The organism is Hymenobacter seoulensis, from assembly GCF_054780535.1.
On the sequence record NZ_BAAGWD010000001.1, the window covers coordinates 1,417,332 to 1,439,575 of the forward strand.

The 22,244-nt window shown below is 41.1% G+C and carries 15 protein-coding genes; 3 read left to right on the plus strand and 12 right to left on the minus strand.

Going from position 1 to position 22,244, the window contains the following annotated elements; all coding sequences use genetic code 11:
* Positions 1-18: 18 nt before the first annotated feature.
* From ACYVHC_RS06120 to asnB (ACYVHC_RS06170), 11 genes are all read right to left on the minus strand, one after another.
* The gene (locus ACYVHC_RS06120; protein ID WP_460612781.1) at positions 19-921 is read right to left on the minus strand and encodes a hypothetical protein; all 903 of its coding nucleotides are present in this window, start codon (positions 919-921) and stop codon (positions 19-21) included.
* Positions 922-948: 27 nt separating this feature from the next.
* A complete protein-coding gene (locus ACYVHC_RS06125) occupies positions 949-1,932 on the minus strand; it encodes a glycosyltransferase family 8 protein (protein WP_460612782.1) in 984 nt (327 codons plus the stop codon).
* Between the two features lie 839 nt (positions 1,933-2,771).
* The gene (gene asnB / locus ACYVHC_RS06130) at positions 2,772-4,622 is read right to left on the minus strand and encodes an asparagine synthetase B family protein (RefSeq protein ID WP_460612783.1); all 1,851 of its coding nucleotides are present in this window, start codon (positions 4,620-4,622) and stop codon (positions 2,772-2,774) included.
* Between the two features lie 34 nt (positions 4,623-4,656).
* Complete coding sequence (locus tag ACYVHC_RS06135) at positions 4,657-5,802, minus strand: glycosyltransferase family 4 protein (protein ID WP_460612784.1); 1,146 nt, start codon at positions 5,800-5,802, stop codon at positions 4,657-4,659.
* Complete coding sequence (locus ACYVHC_RS06140) at positions 5,795-6,925, minus strand: glycosyltransferase family 4 protein (RefSeq protein ID WP_460612785.1); 1,131 nt, start codon at positions 6,923-6,925, stop codon at positions 5,795-5,797. Before ACYVHC_RS06140 ends, ACYVHC_RS06135 begins: the two co-directional genes overlap by 8 nt.
* Positions 6,926-6,951: 26 nt before the next feature.
* Complete coding sequence (locus ACYVHC_RS06145; protein ID WP_460612786.1) at positions 6,952-7,896, minus strand: hypothetical protein; 945 nt, start codon at positions 7,894-7,896, stop codon at positions 6,952-6,954.
* A gap of 41 nt (positions 7,897-7,937) precedes the next feature.
* Positions 7,938-9,074 (minus strand): glycosyltransferase family 4 protein, encoded by a 1,137-nt coding sequence (locus ACYVHC_RS06150; protein ID WP_460612787.1) that lies wholly within the window; start codon positions 9,072-9,074, stop codon positions 7,938-7,940.
* Positions 9,075-9,119: 45 nt separating this feature from the next.
* Entirely contained in the window at positions 9,120-10,889 is a 1,770-nt protein-coding gene (locus ACYVHC_RS06155; protein WP_460612788.1) for an ABC transporter ATP-binding protein, read from the minus strand.
* Between the two features lie 406 nt (positions 10,890-11,295).
* A complete protein-coding gene (locus tag ACYVHC_RS06160; protein ID WP_460612789.1) occupies positions 11,296-12,243 on the minus strand; it encodes a UDP-glucuronic acid decarboxylase family protein in 948 nt (315 codons plus the stop codon).
* A gap of 71 nt (positions 12,244-12,314) precedes the next feature.
* The gene (locus ACYVHC_RS06165; RefSeq protein WP_460612790.1) at positions 12,315-13,652 is read right to left on the minus strand and encodes a UDP-glucose dehydrogenase family protein; all 1,338 of its coding nucleotides are present in this window, start codon (positions 13,650-13,652) and stop codon (positions 12,315-12,317) included.
* An 81-nt stretch (positions 13,653-13,733) separates the two neighbouring features.
* Positions 13,734-15,641 (minus strand): asparagine synthase (glutamine-hydrolyzing), encoded by a 1,908-nt coding sequence (gene asnB, locus ACYVHC_RS06170; protein WP_460612791.1) that lies wholly within the window; start codon positions 15,639-15,641, stop codon positions 13,734-13,736.
* Between the two features lie 129 nt (positions 15,642-15,770).
* Here asnB (ACYVHC_RS06170) and ACYVHC_RS06175 point away from each other — a divergent pair, with 129 nt between their 5' ends.
* Complete coding sequence (locus tag ACYVHC_RS06175) at positions 15,771-16,274, plus strand: acyl-CoA-binding protein (RefSeq protein ID WP_460612792.1); 504 nt, start codon at positions 15,771-15,773, stop codon at positions 16,272-16,274.
* A 405-nt stretch (positions 16,275-16,679) separates the two neighbouring features.
* Here ACYVHC_RS06175 and ACYVHC_RS06180 read toward each other — a convergent pair whose 3' ends face one another.
* Positions 16,680-18,089, minus strand: a complete 1,410-nt coding sequence (locus tag ACYVHC_RS06180; protein ID WP_460612793.1) for an FAD-binding oxidoreductase — start codon at positions 18,087-18,089, stop codon at positions 16,680-16,682.
* 45 nt (positions 18,090-18,134) lie between these two features.
* On the opposite strand from ACYVHC_RS06180, the gene ACYVHC_RS06185 reads away from it, so the two are divergent.
* Positions 18,135-18,818, plus strand: coding sequence for a C40 family peptidase (locus ACYVHC_RS06185; protein WP_460612794.1), 684 nt, complete (start codon positions 18,135-18,137; stop codon positions 18,816-18,818).
* Positions 18,819-18,962: 144 nt separating this feature from the next.
* A complete protein-coding gene (locus ACYVHC_RS06190; RefSeq protein WP_460612795.1) occupies positions 18,963-22,115 on the plus strand; it encodes a TonB-dependent receptor in 3,153 nt (1,050 codons plus the stop codon).
* Positions 22,116-22,244: the final 129 nt, after the last annotated feature.

Consider the following 22,244-nt stretch of genomic DNA (forward strand, 5'->3'; position numbering starts at 1 on the left):
TAGGCATTATCAAAAAAATCAGAGATGCCCTTTAAATGCAACTGTTTTAATTAGATTAATACGCAATACTAATCGATCCATTAGAGATGGAGTTGGAAGCAATAATTCATCTCTCTTCAAAACAAGCGCCCACGAATCATTAATATTGTTATGTAACGCACCAGGCCTGTGTGATTTAAAGAATTTATTTAAGTGATGATTAATTATTTGTTTTTTGTTTCCAAAAAAATAATGATATATATAATCTTCAGATTCTAATAACCTAGTGCATTTTGACAATAAATATCCAATAGCAAATTGCTCGGAATGAAACGCAGGATAATTATTGTAAATTTGATCGATCAATAAAACCGCATCCTCTAACAAGTTTTTATTATTATTATTTATTCCTATAACTCCTGAATTCCACATTCGAGCAGAAAATGGGATATTAAACTCACTTCCTCTTATATTAAAAACTTTATTTCTAACTGCCTTTCTAATATGAAGCCAAGAAATTAATTCATCATCTCCAGCATCAATTAAATCGTATTCATTTATATTCATCACACTAATTTCTTCATTCACTATATTAAAAAGAGCTATTGGAGATTTCATAAAAAACGTATCACTATCAACAAAGAACACTTTATTTGCACCTTTATCTAATTGATCTATTATAATACAAGGCTTTATCCTATACAAATAATTATACTCCCCTTTGTACTTCACTTCATCTTCGTAGTGCAAAATTTCAATATCAAAATCTACACCAGAAAGCCATTTTTGAAAGAAACTATTATTATCTGTATAAATAACAATTTTTATTTGATTTAAATTAAATTCAACATGATACAACAATGTAAAAATTGAAAATACAATCTGCCTATAAACAACTTCCCCACCAGTCCCCCAATACACTAAGTTTGTTTTGTTTTTCATGATGCAGAAATACGAGTCAAATTTCAATTACTTTAATTTTTTTATTTTTTTCCATACGACAGCAAATACAGGATGGCTAAAGTATAAATGAGAAATTTTTATTTTCATATAACTTTTAAAGTTTTTAGATAATATAATTTTATCTAAATATTTATTATTATATTTTTTTGGCACATTTTTCAATGCATCAAAGTAAAGATATTGTAGACGGCTTTTGCATAAAACAGACCACGGCTTAGATGAATATTGGCTATTTGAACCGCCTGCAAAGTGAATTACAATAGCACCATTTATAGCGTGCTTTATTTCTTTGAGCGACATATGATATTCACCAAAATCTTTCGGAATCAAATTAAACTTGTTATCGAGTTTTTTCCAGTTACCGACTAAAACCCCATTTAAACAATCTTGATCTGCAACAATGATTCTTTCAGGGTATTTAATGGAATATTCAATAGCTCTTTCTGTTACTCTTTGCTCAATCCATTTATTAACGTTTACAAATAGAACTCCAGCATTAAAATAGTCTTCGCTTTTATAAATACCAAGATCAATGCGCGCTCCATTGAATACCGTCAAGCTATCCGGAACAGCACCTAAGGAATAGTCTCCTAAATCTGTTTCATAAAGCTCCCGTAAATCTCCATTTACAATAATATCAATATCCAGGTAAATAAATTTATCTACACCTTGTTTTGCTAAAACTTCTGGAAAAAATAAACGATAATAAGTAGCCTTAGTAAAATGAGTATCTTCTGGCAAAATAAATTCATCAGTTGAGCTTTCATCAATGTCATGAAACAATAATTTCATAGACAATTCGTTTGCAAATAGAATTAAATCATCTCTTTGGTCTTGAGATAAACCCGTAGCAAAGCAATGCATGTTAATATAGTTATTATAGTTGTGCTTATTAATAGATGAAACTAAGGCATAAAATGGAACAATATAGTTTTGATCAAATGCTGCAGCAATATTCACGACGCCATTATCACTTTTAATATTTTTCATACTTTAAGTTCAATTAAAAAAAAATTTTCTCCACAAATATACAAAATGTATTAGAAACAAAGTAACAAGAAAGGAAAATATGATTATAAGTTTAAATTAATATAAAGCTTATCATAAGAGACGAGAGCAACAACTTTCTTAGAACAAACGCAGCAGAGCACCATATTTACTAATTCGTATAACCCACATACCAATGTATGGCCATTATTTCATTTTTTTTAATCAAGTCAGCGAACTATAGTCCAATGCAATTAAATCTAGTTTGAAGACAGTTGTAAGCAACACTGATTACCTCTAGGCAATATTTCTATGGCCTATCATTAAGCAAGCAAAGCGCGGCTTACTTCTTAACTATGTTCGGTTCGAACATAGTTAAGAAGTAAGCCGCGCTATACAACCTTGGATGAGAGGCAAAACTTATGCTATAACTTAATTTAAAACATTTAAATATGTTTTACGCCGAATTTTAGATTAGGCAACTAGGGTGACGTATCGATCAACCGCAAATTACTTATTTCAAGGTGCACAATTAAGCTTAAATATTAAGTGCTTACTTCTTTACCAAAGGTTGAGAGGTTAATAACTAGAAATTGCTTATTGGTTACTAATGTTCTCAAGATATAGCCTATAGCTAGTACATCAGATCGTAATATCTATCCTTATAATGTTGTCGCAAAATTAGTATAATAAAATATGAACACAAACTTTGCGTATTCCAGAAGCATAGTCATCATCACACATTAAAATAGTTTACCCGATTTAATTACAACTAGCAAACTATATTTAAATTAACTCTACATGTCTTTTCACTGCAGTTACTATCATAATAAATATAATGACTAAATTTTATTAAAAACAAACCATTGATGCAAAACAATGAGAAGCCAGATTCTGTTATAAAGGTGTTTTTCACCATTATCAAATCGCTTAACTAGCTTTTTGACTTCGTGAAAAGAAACAACTCCTACTTTTATAATAGTATCCTCAGATAAATATTCATCTATTAGGTAGTGAAGTTCATTACTTAACCAATCCCCCAAAGGTATTGAGAATCCCCATTTAGGGCGCTGAAACATTCTTTTAGGTAGATAATCATATAATATTTCTTTCAATAAATATTTAGTCACTCCGCCTTTTACCTTAAGTTGAGGTGAGACATTAAGGGCAAACTCTACAATACGGTAATCTAGTAGTGGAACCCGAGCTTCTAGTGAATGGCGCATTGTAGCTCTATCTACTTTTACAAGCAAGTCATCTTGTAAATAATATTGCATATCAAATAAAGCTTGTTCCTCTGCAGCAGTTGGAAGCCGGCCTGAAGGCCATGGCCACTTTTCTTGTAAATATGCAGAGGCGTTCCAATCGGATCTAAGTAATGTATCCAATTCAAGACTTGAAAACATATACTGCTCTTGAGAAAAAATATGGCTACGTATATGTTCCATACTGGGATAGTCAATTAGCTGAGCTACACGCTTATATCGACTACCCATTTTGTCCAGCACAAAAGCTGCTGGCTTTCTAATCAAATTAAATCCAGAAGCATTCATTCTATCTGCCCAAGTATACATTCCATATCCTTGAAACAATTCATCTCCACCATCACCAGACAGTGTCATTGTAACATGTTGTCTAGCAAGCTTTGACACCATTAATGTTGGGACACAAGATGAATCAGCAAATGGTTCATCATAAATAGTACCGATTGAGGAAATTACTTCTATAGCTTCTTTATGAGTTACTAAAAAATCATGGTGGTTAGTACCTAGTTCATGAGCTACAGCCTTAGCAAACTGTGATTCATCATGTTTTGTAGATTCAAATCCTATTGAAAACGATTTAACTGGTTTTGAAGATAAAGATTGGGCGATAGCAGTGACTAAGCTGGAATCAATTCCACCACTTAGAAATGTACCAAACGGCACATCCGCAATCATTCTATATCCTACAGAGCTAATTAACAACTTTTTGAGTTCTTCTTTAGCTTCGTCATAATCACTTAAGACGGAGGCAGATATTTTTTTTTCTATTTCCCAATAAGGCAATTGAAAGAATTCTTTTTTAGAAATTTTAATATACGAACCCGAATCCATTTTTCTAATTTCCTTGTAAATCGAATATGGACGAGGAATGTAACCTAAATGCAAAAATAACTTAACAGCCTCATGATCAACAGTTAAATCATTTCGAATGGATTTAATAGAAAGAATTGTTTTTAATTCTGATCCAAAAATAAATTTGATTCCATCATAAAAGTAATAAACAGGTTTAACACCTAATCTATCTCTAAATATTTCTAAAGAATCATTTTCTTTATCGTAAATTGCAATCGCAAACATTCCATTCAAGAGGTGAACAAAATCAACTCCTAATTGAATATATGCTTCAAGAATAACTTCCGTATCGGAAGTGGTATTCATTTCAACATTTAAAGAAGAAGCTATTTCTTTAAAATTATATACTTCCCCATTAAATATAATCACATATCTACCATCATGTGAAAACATTGGCTGGTTAGCAGCAGCAGAAAGATCTAGAATACTTAAACGCCGATGGCCAAGCCCAACTGATTGATCTAGAAAATAGCCATCAGCATTAGGCCCACGATGTGAAATACAATTAGTCATTTTACGAAGATCAACTTCGCCTAAATCACTATTGATGTTAAAAAAACCTGCAATGCCGCACACAAAAACTAGAAGTTAAGAGGAAACGAGAAATATCTTATACGTGATTCAAGTACAATTGTTTCAATTTAATAAAATAATCATCGAATTGAAACAATTCATGCACATCATTATATCCTTGTAAAACTATATTATTAGCTAAACTAGTATCACGAATGATTCGTTTAACAGATAAAGCAATAGCGTGCTCGTCTGAATAGGGAACTACCAACGCATTTTTATCTGATTTTATAAATTCATTTGCAATGCCAGATAAGGTAAAAATAGATGGTATTCTGGAAGCTAACGCTTCAATATAAACTAATCCAAAAGATTCGTACTCATATGATTCAGGAACATGTACGAAAATGTCGAATATCTTATACAGTGCTACGCTATCATACTCATATTCAATTTCAGTATAACTATTTTTAGGAAGATCTTTTAAAAGCTTCTTAATAACATTCGTGTAACTGCCGCGAGCATTTGCCAAGATTAAATGACTATTTGGATATTCTATTAGCACCTCATGAAATGCACCAATTGTATGTTGTATCCCTTTCAACTTATCATAACGAGACACAACACCAATAATGGGGTAATAATTGAGGCCAATGTTATATTTTAAACGAAGTAGCTCTAAGCGTTCTTTTGAAATATTATCATACAGAGATAAATTCAGGCCATGAGGAATATTAATTATTTTTTTTGAATTGACTCCTTCACGATCTATCAATATATTTCTGACAACGGATGATATTGATACAATATGTGTAGATAATGCATTTGTAATTTTATCTAATTGAATCCCATATCCCCCGGATATATGATGCTCAGCACCATGATGACGAGTATATATCCGGGTACGTATACCAGCTATATACGAAGCTGTCAACCCCAGTATTCCAGCTAAAAGAAAGTGACAATGAACAATATCAACATGATATTTTTTTAGATATTGACATATGTGCAAAATTATTGACAGCCATTTTATTTTTTTATCAGCATAATCTATAACTTCATAATTAACATTTTTTTTAAGCAAATACTTTTCGAAATTATCGCTTGCAGGCTGAATAATTACAACATATACATCGACGCCATGTGATAACAATGCGTCAATTGTCAATTCTAAACTTATCATACGGTCAACACCAGAAACCACATATGCAAGCCTCATTCTTTTGTCTTTAAATTTACTCATTATATATATTTTTTAAGTTTTCAATATATCTTTGAATCGAAAAATTATCAATAACATCATTATAACCCATTTCCGATATTTCATTTCTCAAGCATGAATCTTGCAATAATTCTTCTAAAGCATTTTCAATAGTCGCACTGTCGCAAAAAGGAACGACTAAAGCGTTTTTTCTATTTACAATAAATTCAGAAGCTATGCCAGAAAGTGTGAAGATGGAAGGAACTTTAGCAGCTAGTGACTCGATATAAGTTAAACCAAATGCTTCGATATGATCAGAAATAGGAACATGAACATATATATCAAATAGTTGATATAATTCTGGCAATTCTTCTTCAAACTGTATCTCTCTATAAGAGTCAACATCCAAATGCGTGTCCAATAATTTTAAAACTTCGTTCTTATAACTTCCCCGTGCATTTGCTAGAACAAGCAAAGCATTAGGATAATTCTTTTTTATATTTGAAAATGCAGGAATAATGTACTGTATGCCCTTCCATTCAATATACCTTGCAATTACTCCAATAACAGGATAATGATTATTTACATTATATTTAAGTCTAAGTTTATCCACAACTAATCGATTGTAATTATTAAATTTAGAAATATCTATACCATGGTGAATCAAATGAATTTTATTAGATGGCACTTTTTCTAATTTAATAAGTACATAATCTCGAACTACTTTAGAAATCGCAATTATGTCAGTAGCTAAACAGTTTATGATCTTATCATAGAGAACCCCTTTCGGAAAGAATACATGGTGAAAAGTAGATGAATGTCTTGTATAAAGTCTTTTTTTTATACTTAAAGAGTAAGATGCAGACAAGCCCACAAGATTAGCATCTAAGAAATGGGTATGTACTATGTCTGGTTTAATTTTATTAAGCAGACTTCTTACTTCCCAAAAAGCTCTAAAAAAGTCTATTTTAGACTTATATTTAACAAAGTATGTAGGTATATTCATTTTTAATAGCCATTTTTCAAAATGGCTAGTACTCTTATTTAGTAAGATAAACGAAACAGATAACGAATCGGAATTAATGTATTGTGCCATCCATTCCATGGCAAATGACTTATTAACATCGGAAACTATGTATGTTATTTTTTTTTGCAGCTTTGACATACTCCATTTCTCTTAAATTAGTAGTATTATAGATACTTTTTCAGCTTGATTTTTATTATGTATAGAACGTCTTTTATCAAACTTATATCACCATTTCTTTTAAAAAATAGGTTGACTTTATCTTTTATCTTAGGCAATTCATCCCAATTAGGATTTGCTTGAACAATAGCATTTAAATCAGATGTATATTTTTTTATAAAATCTTTTTTTTCTGATATTAAATTATAACTCAAAATATCTTTGTTAAATTTTAATACATACTTATCAATATATTTCTTTTTTGAAAAGTAATGATGTATAAATTCAGTGGAACCATCCAATAATATACGTGTTTGAAATATCAATGAAAATGAATATTGCTCAACAAAAAAAACTTTTGTGTTTTTATAAAAAATATCTGATATTTCTAATACATCTCTTAATAAGTTACAATCAGTACTGCTTAGCCCAATTACACCAGAGTTCCATGAATATTGATTGGTTTTAAATGAATATTCATTATTATTAATTATATAGGTCTTATTATTTATTTCAGGTTCAAAATCTTTCACTGAAGTGCTACCCCACAATTTTGCTTCTTCAAAAGAATATTCTTTTGCATACATTAGTGCTTTACCATCAGCAAACTTATCAAGCCAACCTTCTACACTGTTATAAGTAAAAGTATCCGAGTCCATAAAAAACAAATCATCATTATTATATTTAGTAAATGAATCTAACATAGACTTTATTTTAAGCCTATGTACATATTGATCAGGACCCATCCATTCCTTGATCGTACGCATATTAAGTTCAACAAACTCAATATTTAAGTGTTGAAAGTATTTTGTAAAATATTCTTTATTATCAGTATAAAGTATGTATCTAATTTTGTCATTATTATCATTCCATGCACTGAAGCTCAGTATAGAGAATACAGCTCTTTGATATTCAATTTCTCTAGTATGTGCAAGACTGACAAAAGTTTTCATATTTTTCCAAATTAGGCATTCTTTACCCTTTATTGATTAAGCTAGTTACCACTTGTGATCAAATGATCTAAGAAGGTATTTACTGGATCCACATCAATCTGCTTTGCCGCAGATATAGATGCATGTAACCCAATTTTTTCCCAATCAGATTTATTCTCCCATGCCATCTCTAATGATTCGTCAATAGCATTTGAACTAATTCCATGTGTAATATATCCTGTTAAGCCAGGACTCAGCCAATCACTTACCAGTCCAACTGGAGTAGCTACTACAGGTCGCCCACAAATCATTGCTTCTACTACAACCATTGGACCTGAATCAATTCGGGATGACAATATCAAGAGGTGACAAAAAGACCATATTTTAACTATATCTTGCACATGTCCATGAAATTTCACTCTATCACCTATGCCGTAAAATAGAGCTAAATCTTCTAGATACTCTTTATCGGGTCCTTCCCCAAATAAATTTAGCACCCAGCTCCTTTGTCTCCATTTTGTAGACCCTAATGCCTCAAATAAAAGATCTTGCCCTTTAGTGTGAACTGTTAAGCTTGCTATTGAAGCAAATTGCGGTATATCTAAAGTCTCACTAGGAAATGGAAGAGGATTGATCTTTGGAATATTCCATGGATTTTGAACTATTACATTAGAAAGTATTCTTGCAGCTAACTGCCTTTCTATTATTGAAACTTGTGAAGTAGAGACAGTAAATATTTTTTTAGAATTAGCAAAAATACTATTAATAAAGTTTCTCTGTTTTTTATCTAAAGTCGGGTTATCAGTATAACTATGACAAATTAATGCGTATGGCACTTTATATTCATTAACGTAATCTATAAGTTCACTATGATACATTAATGTATATGCCCCCCCCTGATTAAATAAAATAAGATCAGGATTAAATTTTTTTAACGCAGATATTTCGGAGAATTCCAAACCCACCTTTTTGCATATCTTATTTATTATCCTTGATTGCAAATTATATAATGGTCTTAAGTAATACATAGCCCCTTTTTTAATTAGCAACTCAATGTTTGTATTAAGAGCTGGCCAATTATAAGTTGAAAAAAAAACGTCATGCCCTTTATCTAAGGCATAAGATGCTGTCTTAGTCCATAAGACCTCACTTCCTCCCCAAGGAGCATTGCTCATTAAAGCAACAAAAGCAATTCTCATTTTTGAAACAATATTTTCATTTTTTAAATCCTAAATATCCCTTTATTAGATAATTTGATTAATTAGATCAGAATATTTATGTTCAGCTATAACTCGTCCATTATCAAGCTCATATATTCTGTCACATTCACGAAGAGTGGTTATTCGGTGAGCAATTATCAAGATTGTCATATCTGTATTAGACAGCTTATTAATTGCTTCATTTACTTCTCTCTCTGTTTCATTATCCAAAGCGCTTGTAGCTTCATCTAATACTAATATTTGGGTTTGCTTATACATTGCTCTAGCAATTCCAATCCTTTGCCGTTGCCCTCCTGACAGTTTTGATCCGCGTTCACCTATATATGTGTTTATTCCATTCGGTAAAGTGTTTATAAAATTAAGCAGGGATGCTTGTTCTATAGCATAAACCAGTCTATCCTCATCCACATTATCATCTCCCAATGTTATATTATCCTTTATAGATGCTTCCATCAGGAACGTATCTTGTTTAACATACCCAATTATTCTATGCCAAGCCACTAAATAAGTAGGTAGTAAAGGGATTCCATCTACTAATATACAACCCTGCTGCTCTCTATAAAAGCGCAAAAGCACATTCATCAGCGTTGTTTTGCCTGAACCAGAACTACCGATGAAACCAATTTTTTCACCCTTATTTATGGTTAAGTCAATGCTTTTGAGCGTTGGCACTTCTTCTTGAGGAAAACCAAATTGTAAATGTTTAAATTCTAAAGTTTTATTAAAATGCAAAGGTTTCTGATCTAGCTCTGGCGATTCGTTATACTCATCCCCACTAAAAGATTCTAGACTCTCAATTGTATATTGAAAGGACTTCAATTGAATCATGGCTGTGAGAATTCTATTCACTGAAGGCATCAGCCTGTAAGCAGCGGCTGCGAATAAACCAACAAGAGCAATTAAATTTGCAGAGTTACCTGGCACTAAAATAGCATACAAAAAGATAGTTAACACTCCTAATATTGCAACCATTTCTATTAATTTAAGAGGCAATAAGGAGTATAAATAAGATTCTGCATCCAATTTTTGCACTTCTCGCTGTTTTGCTATAGCCGCGTCTCTAAATGCATATTGCTTATTAGCTAGTTTCAATTCCACAAATCCAGTAAACAAGTCATTAACAATACTCATTGTCTCTGGCCGTAATGCGTTAAGCCTATCTCCGATTTTTTGCGATTTACCTCGCAGTGCTTTATACGTTAGTAAAGTTGTTGGCAATAATACTACGCCTAAAATAAATAATAGAAAAGGCTTATACAGCAAAATGCCTATCACTATAACGATAACAATGCACACTTCAGATAACAAGACAAATATTGGCCTAATTATTCCATTCACATAAGAACTAGGGACATAAATAATGTTATTAACTAAACTAGATGATCCTAAATCATTAAAATGCCAAAACGGGAAATGAAGATATTTATTGAGTTGTGTTTCCGTTACTTGCAACCCGACTTTTGCCGTGAATAAAGTTTGCAAATAGTTGACCCACGCTGAAAATAAATTTTTGAATAGAAAAAATATAAATATAGACACTATTAAAAATATTAAAAAATATTTTTCAGAACTAAAGTTTAAAGTATTAAAAACAAATAAAATTATTTCATTTTTTTGAATTCCTCCTGGCTCTGCTGCAACCATCATTACAGGCACTAGCGCCGCCAAGCCAATTACATCTAAAAATGAAGATATTAGTAATAGAACGAACATCCAGATAGCTTCGCGCTGCTGGGAGGAAGTAAGATAATGCAGAATGCTTTTAAAACTAAAGCCTATGATTCCAGTATCCATGCAAATCAGGTTTTCAAAAATTGAAAGCTTCAAACACTTAGCGCATCACAACAAGCGCAACATGTTAATCTTAGGATACAAAGGTACGAAAAATCTACAACTGAATTATATTATTATATACCATTAACAATATCAATAAAACTACTATGCTTTTATATTATAATTCCTATTAACAATTAAATAGTTTATGTTGATTACAACTACCATTAATATATATTTATCTAAACCAATAAAATAATTAATGCCGTTACATGTAACGGCATTAATTATTTTATTGGTTTAGATAAATATATATTAATGGTAGTTTATCAAGAAGATACCATTAATATTGCCGAATTAATCATAACATAAATTATTTGATCTACAATCACCGCACTTTTTGGCAAAATTATCATATCAACTTAATTCATTTATTTAATGACTCCTTAAAATATTCAAGTGTACGCCTTAATCCTTCAGCACGGTCTATTTTCGGTTTCCAGCCTAGAAGTTCCTTAGCTTTTGTAATATCAGGACGCCGTTTCAAAGGGTCGTTTTCAGGTAGTGGACGATAGTCAGGTTTGAATTTTACATTTGTAAGGCGGGCAATTTCTTCACCAAACTCCTTGATAGTAATTTCGTCGGGATTACCGATGTTCACGGGCAGAGCATATTCGCTCAGTAGTAGGCGATAAATACCTTCTACCAGATCATCAACATAGCAGAAGGAACGTGTCTGAGAGCCATCACCAAATACTGTCAGGTTTTCACCACGCAGAGCTTGGCTCAGGAACGCCGGCAGCACGCGGCCGTCGTTGAGGCGCATGCGTGGGCCATAGGTATTGAAGATACGAACGATGCGGGTTTCTAGACCATGGTGATTATGGTAGGCCATCGTAATAGCTTCCTGGAACCGCTTAGCCTCGTCGTAGCAGCCGCGGGGACCTACGGGGTTAACGTTTCCGAAGTATTCTTCTACCTGGGGATGAATTTCCGGGTCGCCATATACCTCTGAGGTACTAGCGATAAGCATACGGGCACCTTTCACACGAGCTAGACCTAGCAAGTTATGCGTACCCAGTGAGCCTACCTTCAGCGTCTGAATCGGAATTTTAAGGTAATCAATAGGCGAAGCGGGCGAGGCAAAATGCAGGATATAGTCCAGTTTGCCAGGCACGAACACAAACTTCGATACATCGGCGTTATGAAATTCAAAGTCCTCATTGCCGAACAAGTGCTCAATATTGCTCAGGTCACCGGTGATGAGGTTATCCATGGCAATGACATGGTAGCCTTCGGCAAGGAATCGGTCACAGAGATGGGAGCCCAAGAAGCCCGCACCGCCCGTAATCAGGACGCGTTTTTTTTCAGACATAATTTTTGTAGGTCAAGTTGAACACCTAACGAAGTAAGCAAACCAATTACTTGATAAGTACTTCAGTTGGTTTATGCAGGCTCATGGTGTGTGGTACGAATTCCAATACAGTGGTAAGCAAAGCCGGCTTCCTGCATTTCCTGTGGGTCATATATGTTCCTACCATCAAAAATTACTTTTTCTTTTAGTAGGCGTCCTACAACCTCAAAGGAGGGAGAACGGAACTCAGGCCACTCGGTCACTACAAGCAGAGCATCAGCATCAACAAGGGCATCAAATTGGTCTTTGGCATATGTGATGCTATCAGCGAGAGTGTGTTTTGCCTCAGGCATAGCAACTGGATCATAAGCCGAAACTGTACATCCTTCTGCGAGCAACTTTTCAATGATTACAAGAGATGGTGCCTCACGCATATCATCTGTTTTAGGCTTGAATGAAAGTCCCCAAACAGCCATCTTTTTACCTTTCAGGTTACCACCAAAATGCTTCATCACTTTGTTGAAAAGCACTTCCTTCTGACCTTCATTTACACTCTCAACTGCTTGCAATACCTGCATCTGATAGCCATTTTCAGAAGCAGTTTTGATTAGGGCTTTCACGTCCTTAGGGAAGCATGATCCTCCGTAACCAATACCTGGGTAAATGAACTTAGTACCAATCCGGGCATCAGAGCCAATGCCTTTACGAACCATGTTCACATCAGCGCCCATAATTTCGCAGAGATTAGCAATATCGTTCATAAACGAAATCTTAGTAGCTAGCATTGAGTTGGCAGCATATTTCGTCATCTCAGCTGAAGGAATGTCCATGAAGATGATGGGGTGACCGTTCAGCAAGAAAGGCTTATACAAACGGCTCATTACCTCTTCTGCACGCCCAGAAGCAACTCCAATAACAATACGATCTGGTTTCAAGAAGTCGTCAATCGCGGCTCCTTCCTTGAGGAACTCTGGGTTTGATGCTACATCAAACTCAATATTCTCACCGCGTTTTGCCAAGGCATTTTCAATCTCCTTACGAACTTTAGCTGCCGTGCCTACTGGTACTGTGCTCTTAGTTACAATAACTCCGTAGCTCGTCATGTACTCTCCTATTTCGCGAGCTACAGCTAGTACGTACTTCAGATCAGCTGAACCATCTTCGCCGGGGGGGGTCCCGACCGCGATAAATGCTACGTCGCAGCCCTTAATGGCTTCACTGAGCTTTGTAGAAAACTGGAGACGGCCTGCATTTACGTTGCGAGTGACCATCTCCTCCAGGCCAGGCTCGTAAATTGGCAGAATACCTTTATGTAGGTTATCAATTTTACGTTGGTCAATATCAATGCATGTAACTTCAATGCCAACCTCCGCGAAGCAGGTACCCGTGACAAGGCCTACATAACCAGTGCCTACAACTGCGATTTTCATATGGGAAGAAATGTGATGTAAATCTTTCGTTGGACTATCTACAACTTGTGGATTCAGTATTCACAAGCTTGCCCTCTTGTCCTAAGCTAGCATATGCTTTTTCCACCACCACTGAAATACAATGAGGGCCCAAACACGAGCGTGCACGTCGCCAGGGCTGGAAGAAAACAATTGGCGCTTCAGGCCGCGAATGGCTTCTACGTCAAAAATGCCCTGAGATTCGATAAACGCGTCGGAGAGTAGGTCATCTTCAATTAGAGGACGCAGCTCACCGCGAAACCACTTTAGCAGCGGCACTTCGAACCCATGTTTGGGACGCTTGTATAGCTCCTCGGGTAGCATGGGGCGAAAAGCGTCCTGCACTATTTTCTTTTTCATTTTCCCGTCAATTTTACTAGAGACAGGAATCGAAAATGCGAACTGTACTACGTTAGGATCCAAGAAGGGTGGGCGTACTTCTAGGGAATTGGCCATGCTCATCAGATCCACCTTGGTTAGCATGTCGTACGGCAGTACTAGCTTGGTATCCGTGAGCAAGACCTCATTCAAGTCTCCATCAGAGTGTAAGTCTTCTAGTAAGTCTTTCCGGCGCTTTTCAGCCAGTTTCTTGCCCACTTTTCGGCGAGATGAGGCACTCAGTAAGCCGCGGGCATCTTTTTCTGAAGCAAAGGAAGCCCAGTCCCAATACCGGTCTTTTGGGCCGGACAGCATACCGCGTGAGAAGCGCTGAAACTGGCGGACTTTGTTGCCAAAGAAGGAGTTGCGCGACTTGGGCAGCACATCCCATAGTAAGTTCAGACCCGTGACTGCTTCTGCTTTAAACCCACCTTGGCGCACCTGAAACTCGCCCATGTGCTTGTTATAACCTCCGAACAGCTCATCAGCCCCATCACCGGATAATGCGACGGTAGCCTTTTCGCGGGTGCGTTTGCTAAGGATGTATACGGCTAGGGCCGACGAATCGGCGAAGGGCTCATCGATGTAATTGAGCACATCGAAGATATGGTCGTACAAGTCTTGGTTGGTGAGCGAGAAGACGGTATGGTTTGTCTTGTACTTATCGGCAACCAGCTTGGCGTACTTGGTTTCGTCGAAGAAAGGCTCATCGCGGTACCCAATGCTAAAAGTGTTCAGCTGCTGGGTATGCCTAGTAGCTAGGGCAACAATTACGGACGAGTCGATACCGCCGCTCAGGAAAGCTCCTACCGGCACATCGGCCACCAAGCGGCGAGCTGTTGCATCATCGAGCAGGTCAACTAGTTTGGCTTGCTGCTGCTCGTAGGTGAGTTTGTTCCTTTCAGTCTTTTTGGCGTCGTACGGAATTTTGTACCAGCGCTTACGCACAACCTTTTTGCCTTTCACATATAGGTAGTGACCTGGCAAAAGCTTCTTGACGCCTTTGAAGATAGTAGCAGGACCCGGAATATAATTGAGCTGCAAATAATGGCTCAACGAAACATAATCGAGCTTACGCGGTATTCCCAACGCAAGTAACGACTTCATTTCGGAGGCAAACAGCAGTTTATCTTCGTCGCGGTAAATGAGCAGGGGCTTCTCCCCCATTCGGTCACGCGCCAGGAAAATGGAGTCTTCCTCTTTGTCGTAGATGGCAAAGTCGAAGAAGCCATTCAGCTTTTTCAGGAAGTTGCGGCCTTCCGCCATATACAGGTGCAGTACTACCTCTGTATCGGTTTGGGAATGAAAGCGGTGGCCTTTGCTTACCAGCTTCTGGCGCAGCTCCTTAAAGTTGAAAATCTCGCCATTGAAGACAATAGTATACCGGCCCGACTCATCCGTCATGGGCTGATTACCATCGGCGGTGAGGTCGAGAATAGCTAGCCGACGAAAGCCCAAGCCGCACCGCTCATACATGAAGTGCCCTTGGGAATCAGGGCCACGGCTGGTAATGGCGTCGGTTGAGGCACGCAACGAAGCTAGTGAGTTGCGACCCGTATCAGTAAAAGCGAATACTCCGGAGATTCCACACATAAGGCGGGCAAAAGTACGAACTAATGGGACTTCGGTTTCTAAAAACTATAAGTTAGGCTCGCAACTAAAGCGTAGGCTCGCTAGTACACTCCAGGTAAAACCCTTCATTTCCCACAATCCAGCCCTATTATGAACCTGCAAGACCAGATGAGCCTCCAGCAAGAATTTGAAGCAGCTGTTTCCCGCGTTGATAACCTACCCGGCGACCAAGCGGCTGCTCATATGACCGATTTATACGGACTTTACAAACAAGCCACCCAAGGCGACCACGACACGTCGGGCGAAATTGTAGGCGACGACTCACCGGATAATCCAAGCGGCCCGCAAGGCATGTCGCAGGCACAGTGGGACTCCTGGAGCCGGTTTAAGGGCACCAGTGAAGATGACGCCAAACGGCAGTACATCCAGAAAGTTCAGGAAATAGCAGGGCCCGTAGGCGAGCAGGCCAGCGTTATTACTGGCAGCGGCCAGCCCGCTACTGGCTCCCAAGTAAACTCTGATATCAACACGACCACTTCCCGTCAGCCCGACTCCTCCCCCGGGGTATCGCAGGGTGGACTACAAGGCGATATTACCGCCGGCGCCCCGTATGGAGGTGAGGACGCGCTAAAAGGTGAGCAAAAGGATATATAGTTTGCGGCTTTTTCAGACCTAGTAAATGAGAAGCCCGCTTAGCACTAGTGCTAGTGCTAAGCGGGCTTCTCATTTACTAGGTAGCTCTCAAGGGTAAAGCATTGCTTCCTTTAGCAACTGGTGTTTCATAGGGTACGTCGCCACTGATTTGGCGCCGGATTTCATGAGGGCGCACTGTGACGAGTGCCTACCAGAAGCTTCCTACTTATTAAGATGGCGCCATACGGGCTTGGGCAACTGCAGGGGCTAGTAACTGCCTGTGTCGAATGTTTCTGTCCTCTTAGTAGTAGTTACTAAGTAGCCAGTTTGCTGCTAGTGAAAGTTAGCTTCAGAGCTTATTTCCTATTCTCACTACTAGCGGCCGGTAAAACATTCCGCTGAGGCAGCTGATACACACGGGCCCTACTAAAATATTTTACCCGGATTCATGATGCCGTGCGGGTCAAATACTTGCTTAATGCCGCGCATTAGGTTGAGTTGTGCCTCCCCGATGGCAATACCGATGTAGGGCTTCTGGACCAGCCCAATGCCATGCTCGCCGCTGATAGTGCCGCCCAGCTTTACACACAGCTCAAATATCTCGGATATAGGCTGCCGCAGTCCGTTGTGCCACATCTCATCGTCTAGCTCTCCACGGATAATATTGACGTGCAGGTTGCCGTCGCCGGCATGGCCGTAGCAGACCGAGTTGAAACCGTAGCGGCTCCCTATTTCCTTAACGCCGTTCAGGAGCGTGGCCAGCTCAGCGCGCGGCACTACGGTATCCTCCTCTTTGTACACAGAGTTGTAGCGGACAGCATTGCCGATGTTGCGCCGGATACGCCACAGATCATCTTTTTGAGCAGCCGTATCGGCCAGCAAAATCTCATCTACATCATAGTTCTCAAGTACAGCGTACACGGCTTCGGCTTCCTTATAGAGTTGATCCAGATCCTGGCCGTCCAGTTCAATCAGCAGGTGAGCACGCACATCTGGCGGCAGATTAAGCGGAATATTGAGGTAACGCGACGACCATTCAATGGCTTCCCGCTCCATAAACTCCAGCCCGGAAGGCACAATACCCGCTCTGAAGATGGCAGATACAGCTTCGGCCGCCTGCATTTCCTGTCGGAACGGGGCTAGCATCAGGATATTCTGCTGCGGATAAGGCAGCAGTTTGAAAACGATACAGGTAATAATTCCCAGTGTGCCTTCGGAGCCTACCAGCAGTTGCGTGAGATTGTAGCCGGTGGCATTTTTGAGCGTATTCGCCCCCGTCCAGATAATGTCGCCGGTGGGCAGCACTACCTGCATGTTGAGCACGTAGTCCTTCGTGACGCCGTATTTAACAGCCTTAGGTCCGCCGCTGCTTTCGCTCAAGTTACCACCTAGGAAACAGCTGCCTTTGCTGGCGGGGTCCGGTGGGTAGAACAGTCCCACCTCTTTCACGGCGTTCTGGAATACCTCTGTAACTACGCCCGGCTCGACGGTAGCCTGCAGGTTCCGTTCGTCTATTTCAATAATCTTGTTGAGACGCTCTGTGCTCAGCACTAGCCCCTGATGGATGGGCAAAGCTCCTCCACTCAGCCCTGTACCAGCCCCCCGGGGCGTTACCGGAATATGGTGCTGATGGCACAGGCGTACAATAGCACTGATCTGCTCGGCATTCGCCGGCCGAACCACCACATCAGGCGCAAAATGAAGGTCTTCCGTATGGTCTCGGCCATAATCGGCGTATACCTCCGCCTCCACGCGATGGGCTGTCAATACATGCTCAGAACCTACAATAGCCTCAAACTCGGCTAGTAGCGCAGGAGTCAAAACTTGAAATTCCATGAGTATTCGTAAGTAAAATGACCGCTACGCTTATCTTTGCGCCCAATGCGGGAAAACGTTACGAAGGTACGGCATTCGGCGCAGTGGCATCGTCCACTTCTAGCCGTCTTTTTGCTGGTACTTGTGAGTTGGCTGGCCGCTTGTAGCAGCACCAGCAAAGTAAACTACCGAAACGGCCGGTATTACTCGGCGCGTGACATGGCGCGCATGAAAGCGGCGGAGCGAAAGCGCGGCATTTCCCGCGCTACGGTAAAGTCAAAATCGAAGACCTCAACGGCCGCTGGCAAAAGAAAAGTGGTGGCGCGCCGCCCTGCTGGCCGCGCATTCCCGGCTAATGTGCCCGCACAATTATCCGCCGTTATCGAAACGGCACGCTCTTTCCAGGGCACTCCCTACAAATACGGTGGCACTACCCGGCTGGGTATGGACTGCTCAGGGCTACTGCATGAGTCCTTCGCGGCCATTAATGTGGACATCCCGCGCTCCAGCAATGAACAAGCTCTCTGGGGAAATCCAGTACGCCCTCAGGACTTGCGGCCTGGTGATTTGGTATTTTTCGGAGCTTCACCTGGCAGCAATACCATAACTCACGTCGGCTTAGTCACCGAGGCTTCTCCGGAAAGTGTACAGTTCATTCACTCCTCCAGCTCCTTAGGAGTTGTAGAAAACGCATTGGAGACAGATTACTACCTCAGCAGATTCATTAAGGCAGTAAGACCAATATTGTGAATTTCCCTCTTACCTTTGCGCCGAAAAGTAGCTGTGAAGGTGCTGTGGCTATGCAGCATTAACGCAATGGGCTTCAAATTTTGAAGCCCTAGTTTTGAACCTAGTTTTTCTCAGCATACCTCTTTTTTTCACCAATCCCCCTTTATGAAACGCAATCTTTACGCTTCTGTAGCTCTGGTGCCGCTGGCTGTTTTGGCAGCGCACACAAGCTGGGCGCAGGGAGCCACAACCTCGGCAATGAGCGGTGTCATTACCGACAAAGCTGGCGAAGGCCTGCCCGGTGCGACAGTTATTGCGGTGCACACGCCTACCAACACGCAGTACGTAGCGCCTACCAACTCAGAAGGTCGCTTTAGCTTGCAGAACATGCGCGTAGGCGGTCCTTACACCGTGCGCATTTCATTCGTAGGCTACAAGGAAGCGGTACGCGAGAACATCTTCCTGACATTGGGCCAGAACCAGCGTCTGGACATTAACCTGAGCGAATCAGAGCAGACTCTGGGTGAAGTAGTAGTAAGCGGCACCCGCGACCAAGTAATTAACTCGGGCCGGACCGGTGCAGCTACTTCGGTATCGCGCGAGCAGATTCAGCGCCTGCCAACCCTGAACCGCAGCCTGCAGGACTTTACTCGCCTCACACCCCAGTCCAATGGTGGCGGCAGCAGCTCACTGGGTGGCTCGAACAACCGCTACAACAACATCACCATTGACGGAGCGGTAAACAACGACGTATTTGGTCTGGCAGGTAGCGGTACTCCCGGCGGTCAATCCGGCACTCAGCCTATTTCGCTGGATGCTATCCAGGAACTCCAGATCGTACTGGCTCCTTACGATGTAACGCTTGGTAACTTTACCGGTGGCGGCATCAACGCCGTAACGCGTTCCGGTACCAACGACCTGTCAGCTTCTATCTACGGTTTTGGTCGCAACGAGAACATCGTTGGCAAAAGCGTAACTGAGCCCCGCACGAAGGCTGCTGAGTTCTATAACTACCAGACGGGTGCCCGCGTAGGCGGCGCCATCGTGAAGGACAAAATCTTCTTCTTCCTGAACGGCGAAGTTAGCCGTCGCAGCGAGCCACTAGCGTTTACACCTGGCACTTCTGCTTCACGTATCGATCAGACCGTTATCAACACGATTGCCAGCACTGCTGCTTCGCGTTATAGCTACAACGTAGGTGAATTCGGTGAAATCAACCGCCGGACAGAAAGCAACAAGATTTTTGGGCGCTTAGACTTCAACTTGTCGCAGAACCACCAGCTGACGGTGCGTCACAACTTTGTTGAGGCTTTCGACGACAACATTACGCGCGGCTCTTCTTCCCTGCGTTTTGGCAGCAACGCTTACAAATTCAACAACACCACCAACAGCAGCGTTGCTGAATTAAACAGCAGCCTGGGAAGTATTTCCAACAAACTGCTGGTGAGCTATACCCGCATCCGCGATAAGCGCGATACGCCCGGCACCCTATTCCCAACCTTCGCAATTCGTGAAGCGGGTAACCTCTACACCTTCGGTACCGAGCGTAGCTCTGGTTTCAATGAGTTGGACCAGGACATTATTGAGCTCACGGACAACGTGACCAAGACGATTGGCAAGCATAACCTGACGCTTGGCACGCACAACGAGTTCTTCAAGTTCCGTAACCTGTTTATCAACAACGGGGTTGGTTACTACGAGTTCCCCACATTGCAGGCTTTCCTTGACAGCAAGCCCAACCGGGTGCAGGCTTCTTATGCCCGTGCCAACAATGGTGAGGCTTCTTTCAGCGCCATGCAGATGGGCATTTATGCCCAGGACGAATTCTCTCCGCTGGAAAACCTACGCCTGACGATGGGGGTACGCCTGGATGTACCGTTCTTCTTCGACAAGCCAGGGAACAATGAGAAAGTGAACGTAGGCTTCGGCTCCAAAATCAGCACCCAGAACGTACCAAACGGTCAGCTGCTGTGGGCTCCGCGCTTAGGCTTCAACTGGGATGTAAACAATGACCAGAAACTGCAGGTACGTGGTGGTACAGGTGTATTTACCGGCCGGGTACCGTTTGTGTGGATTTCGAACAGCTTCACCAACAGCGGCCTGATTCAGGGTGCCGTTGACGTACAGAACCCAGCTACTGTTGAAACCAACATTTCGCAGATTCCAGCTACGTACAGCTCAGGTGCTCTTCGTACATCGGAAATCAACGTACTAAGCGAAGACTTCAAGCTTCCCCAGGTATGGCGCTCGAACTTGGCCGTTGACTTCCGTCTGCCCGGAGACATCGTTGCCACAGTAGAAGGTATCTACACCAAGACGCTGAACGACATCTACTACAAGAACATTAACCTTGTAGCTCCAAACGGCCGTCTGGCCGGACCGGATCAGCGCCCTGTGTATCCAAGCGCCCGCCGTGTGTATCCGAATGATTATACCAACGTTCTGCTGCTGGAAAACACGAACAAAGGCTACCGCTACAACGCTACTGTACAGTTGCAGAAGCAGTTCACCAATGGTCTGAACACTTCGGTGGCGTATACCTACGGCAAGTCGAAAGAAGTGAACAGCGGTGCTAGCAGCACGGCTCTGTCTAACTGGCAGTTCAACCAAGTACAGTTCGATCCGAACAACCCAGAGCTGGGCTTCTCAGCCAACGACCGTCGTCACCGCGTGCTGGCTACCGGTGGCTACACCTTCCGCTACGCTGCTGATAAGCTGGCTACCAACATCTCGGTTATCTACGAAGGCTTGGCTGGTTCGCCAATTGCTTACGTGTATGGCCAGGGTGGACGTGACTTGAACAACGACGGCGCCTTCGGAAACGACCTGATCTACATCCCCCGCAATGCGCGTGATGCCGCTGAAATTCAGCTAGTAACTAGCGGTTCTACGGACACCCGTTCTTTGGCTGAAATTCAGAATCAGCTGGAAGCTTTCATCGAGAACGATCCTTACCTGCGTAACAACCGTGGTCAGTACGCCGAGCGCTTTGCTGCTCGTACTCCCTGGACGCACCAGGTTGACATTCGTATCGCACAGGACTTTAACTTCACTGCTGGAGGCAAAAAGAACAGCCTGCAAATCAGCTTTGATATCCAAAACCTGGGCAACATGCTGAACAATGACTGGGGCCGTCAGTATTTCGTAGCTAACAACGCAATCGAACTGTTGCGTCCAGAAACGACAGGTGGACCGAACGTCCGTCCGACCTTCTCGTTCCCTGCTACCTTCGCTGCCAACGGCAACCGTGGCTACGACATTGCTCCCTTCGCTTCGCGTTGGCAGGGCCAGCTAGGTGTTCGTTACAGCTTCAACTAAGCATTCCTGATCAACTTGCTTTAGTGCAACCCCGGAAGCGGGCGGAGATATTCTCCGCCCGCTTTTTTATGTTGTTTATCTCCTACTTAGCTCCTTAACAATATCAAGCGTATTAGATATACTCACGCA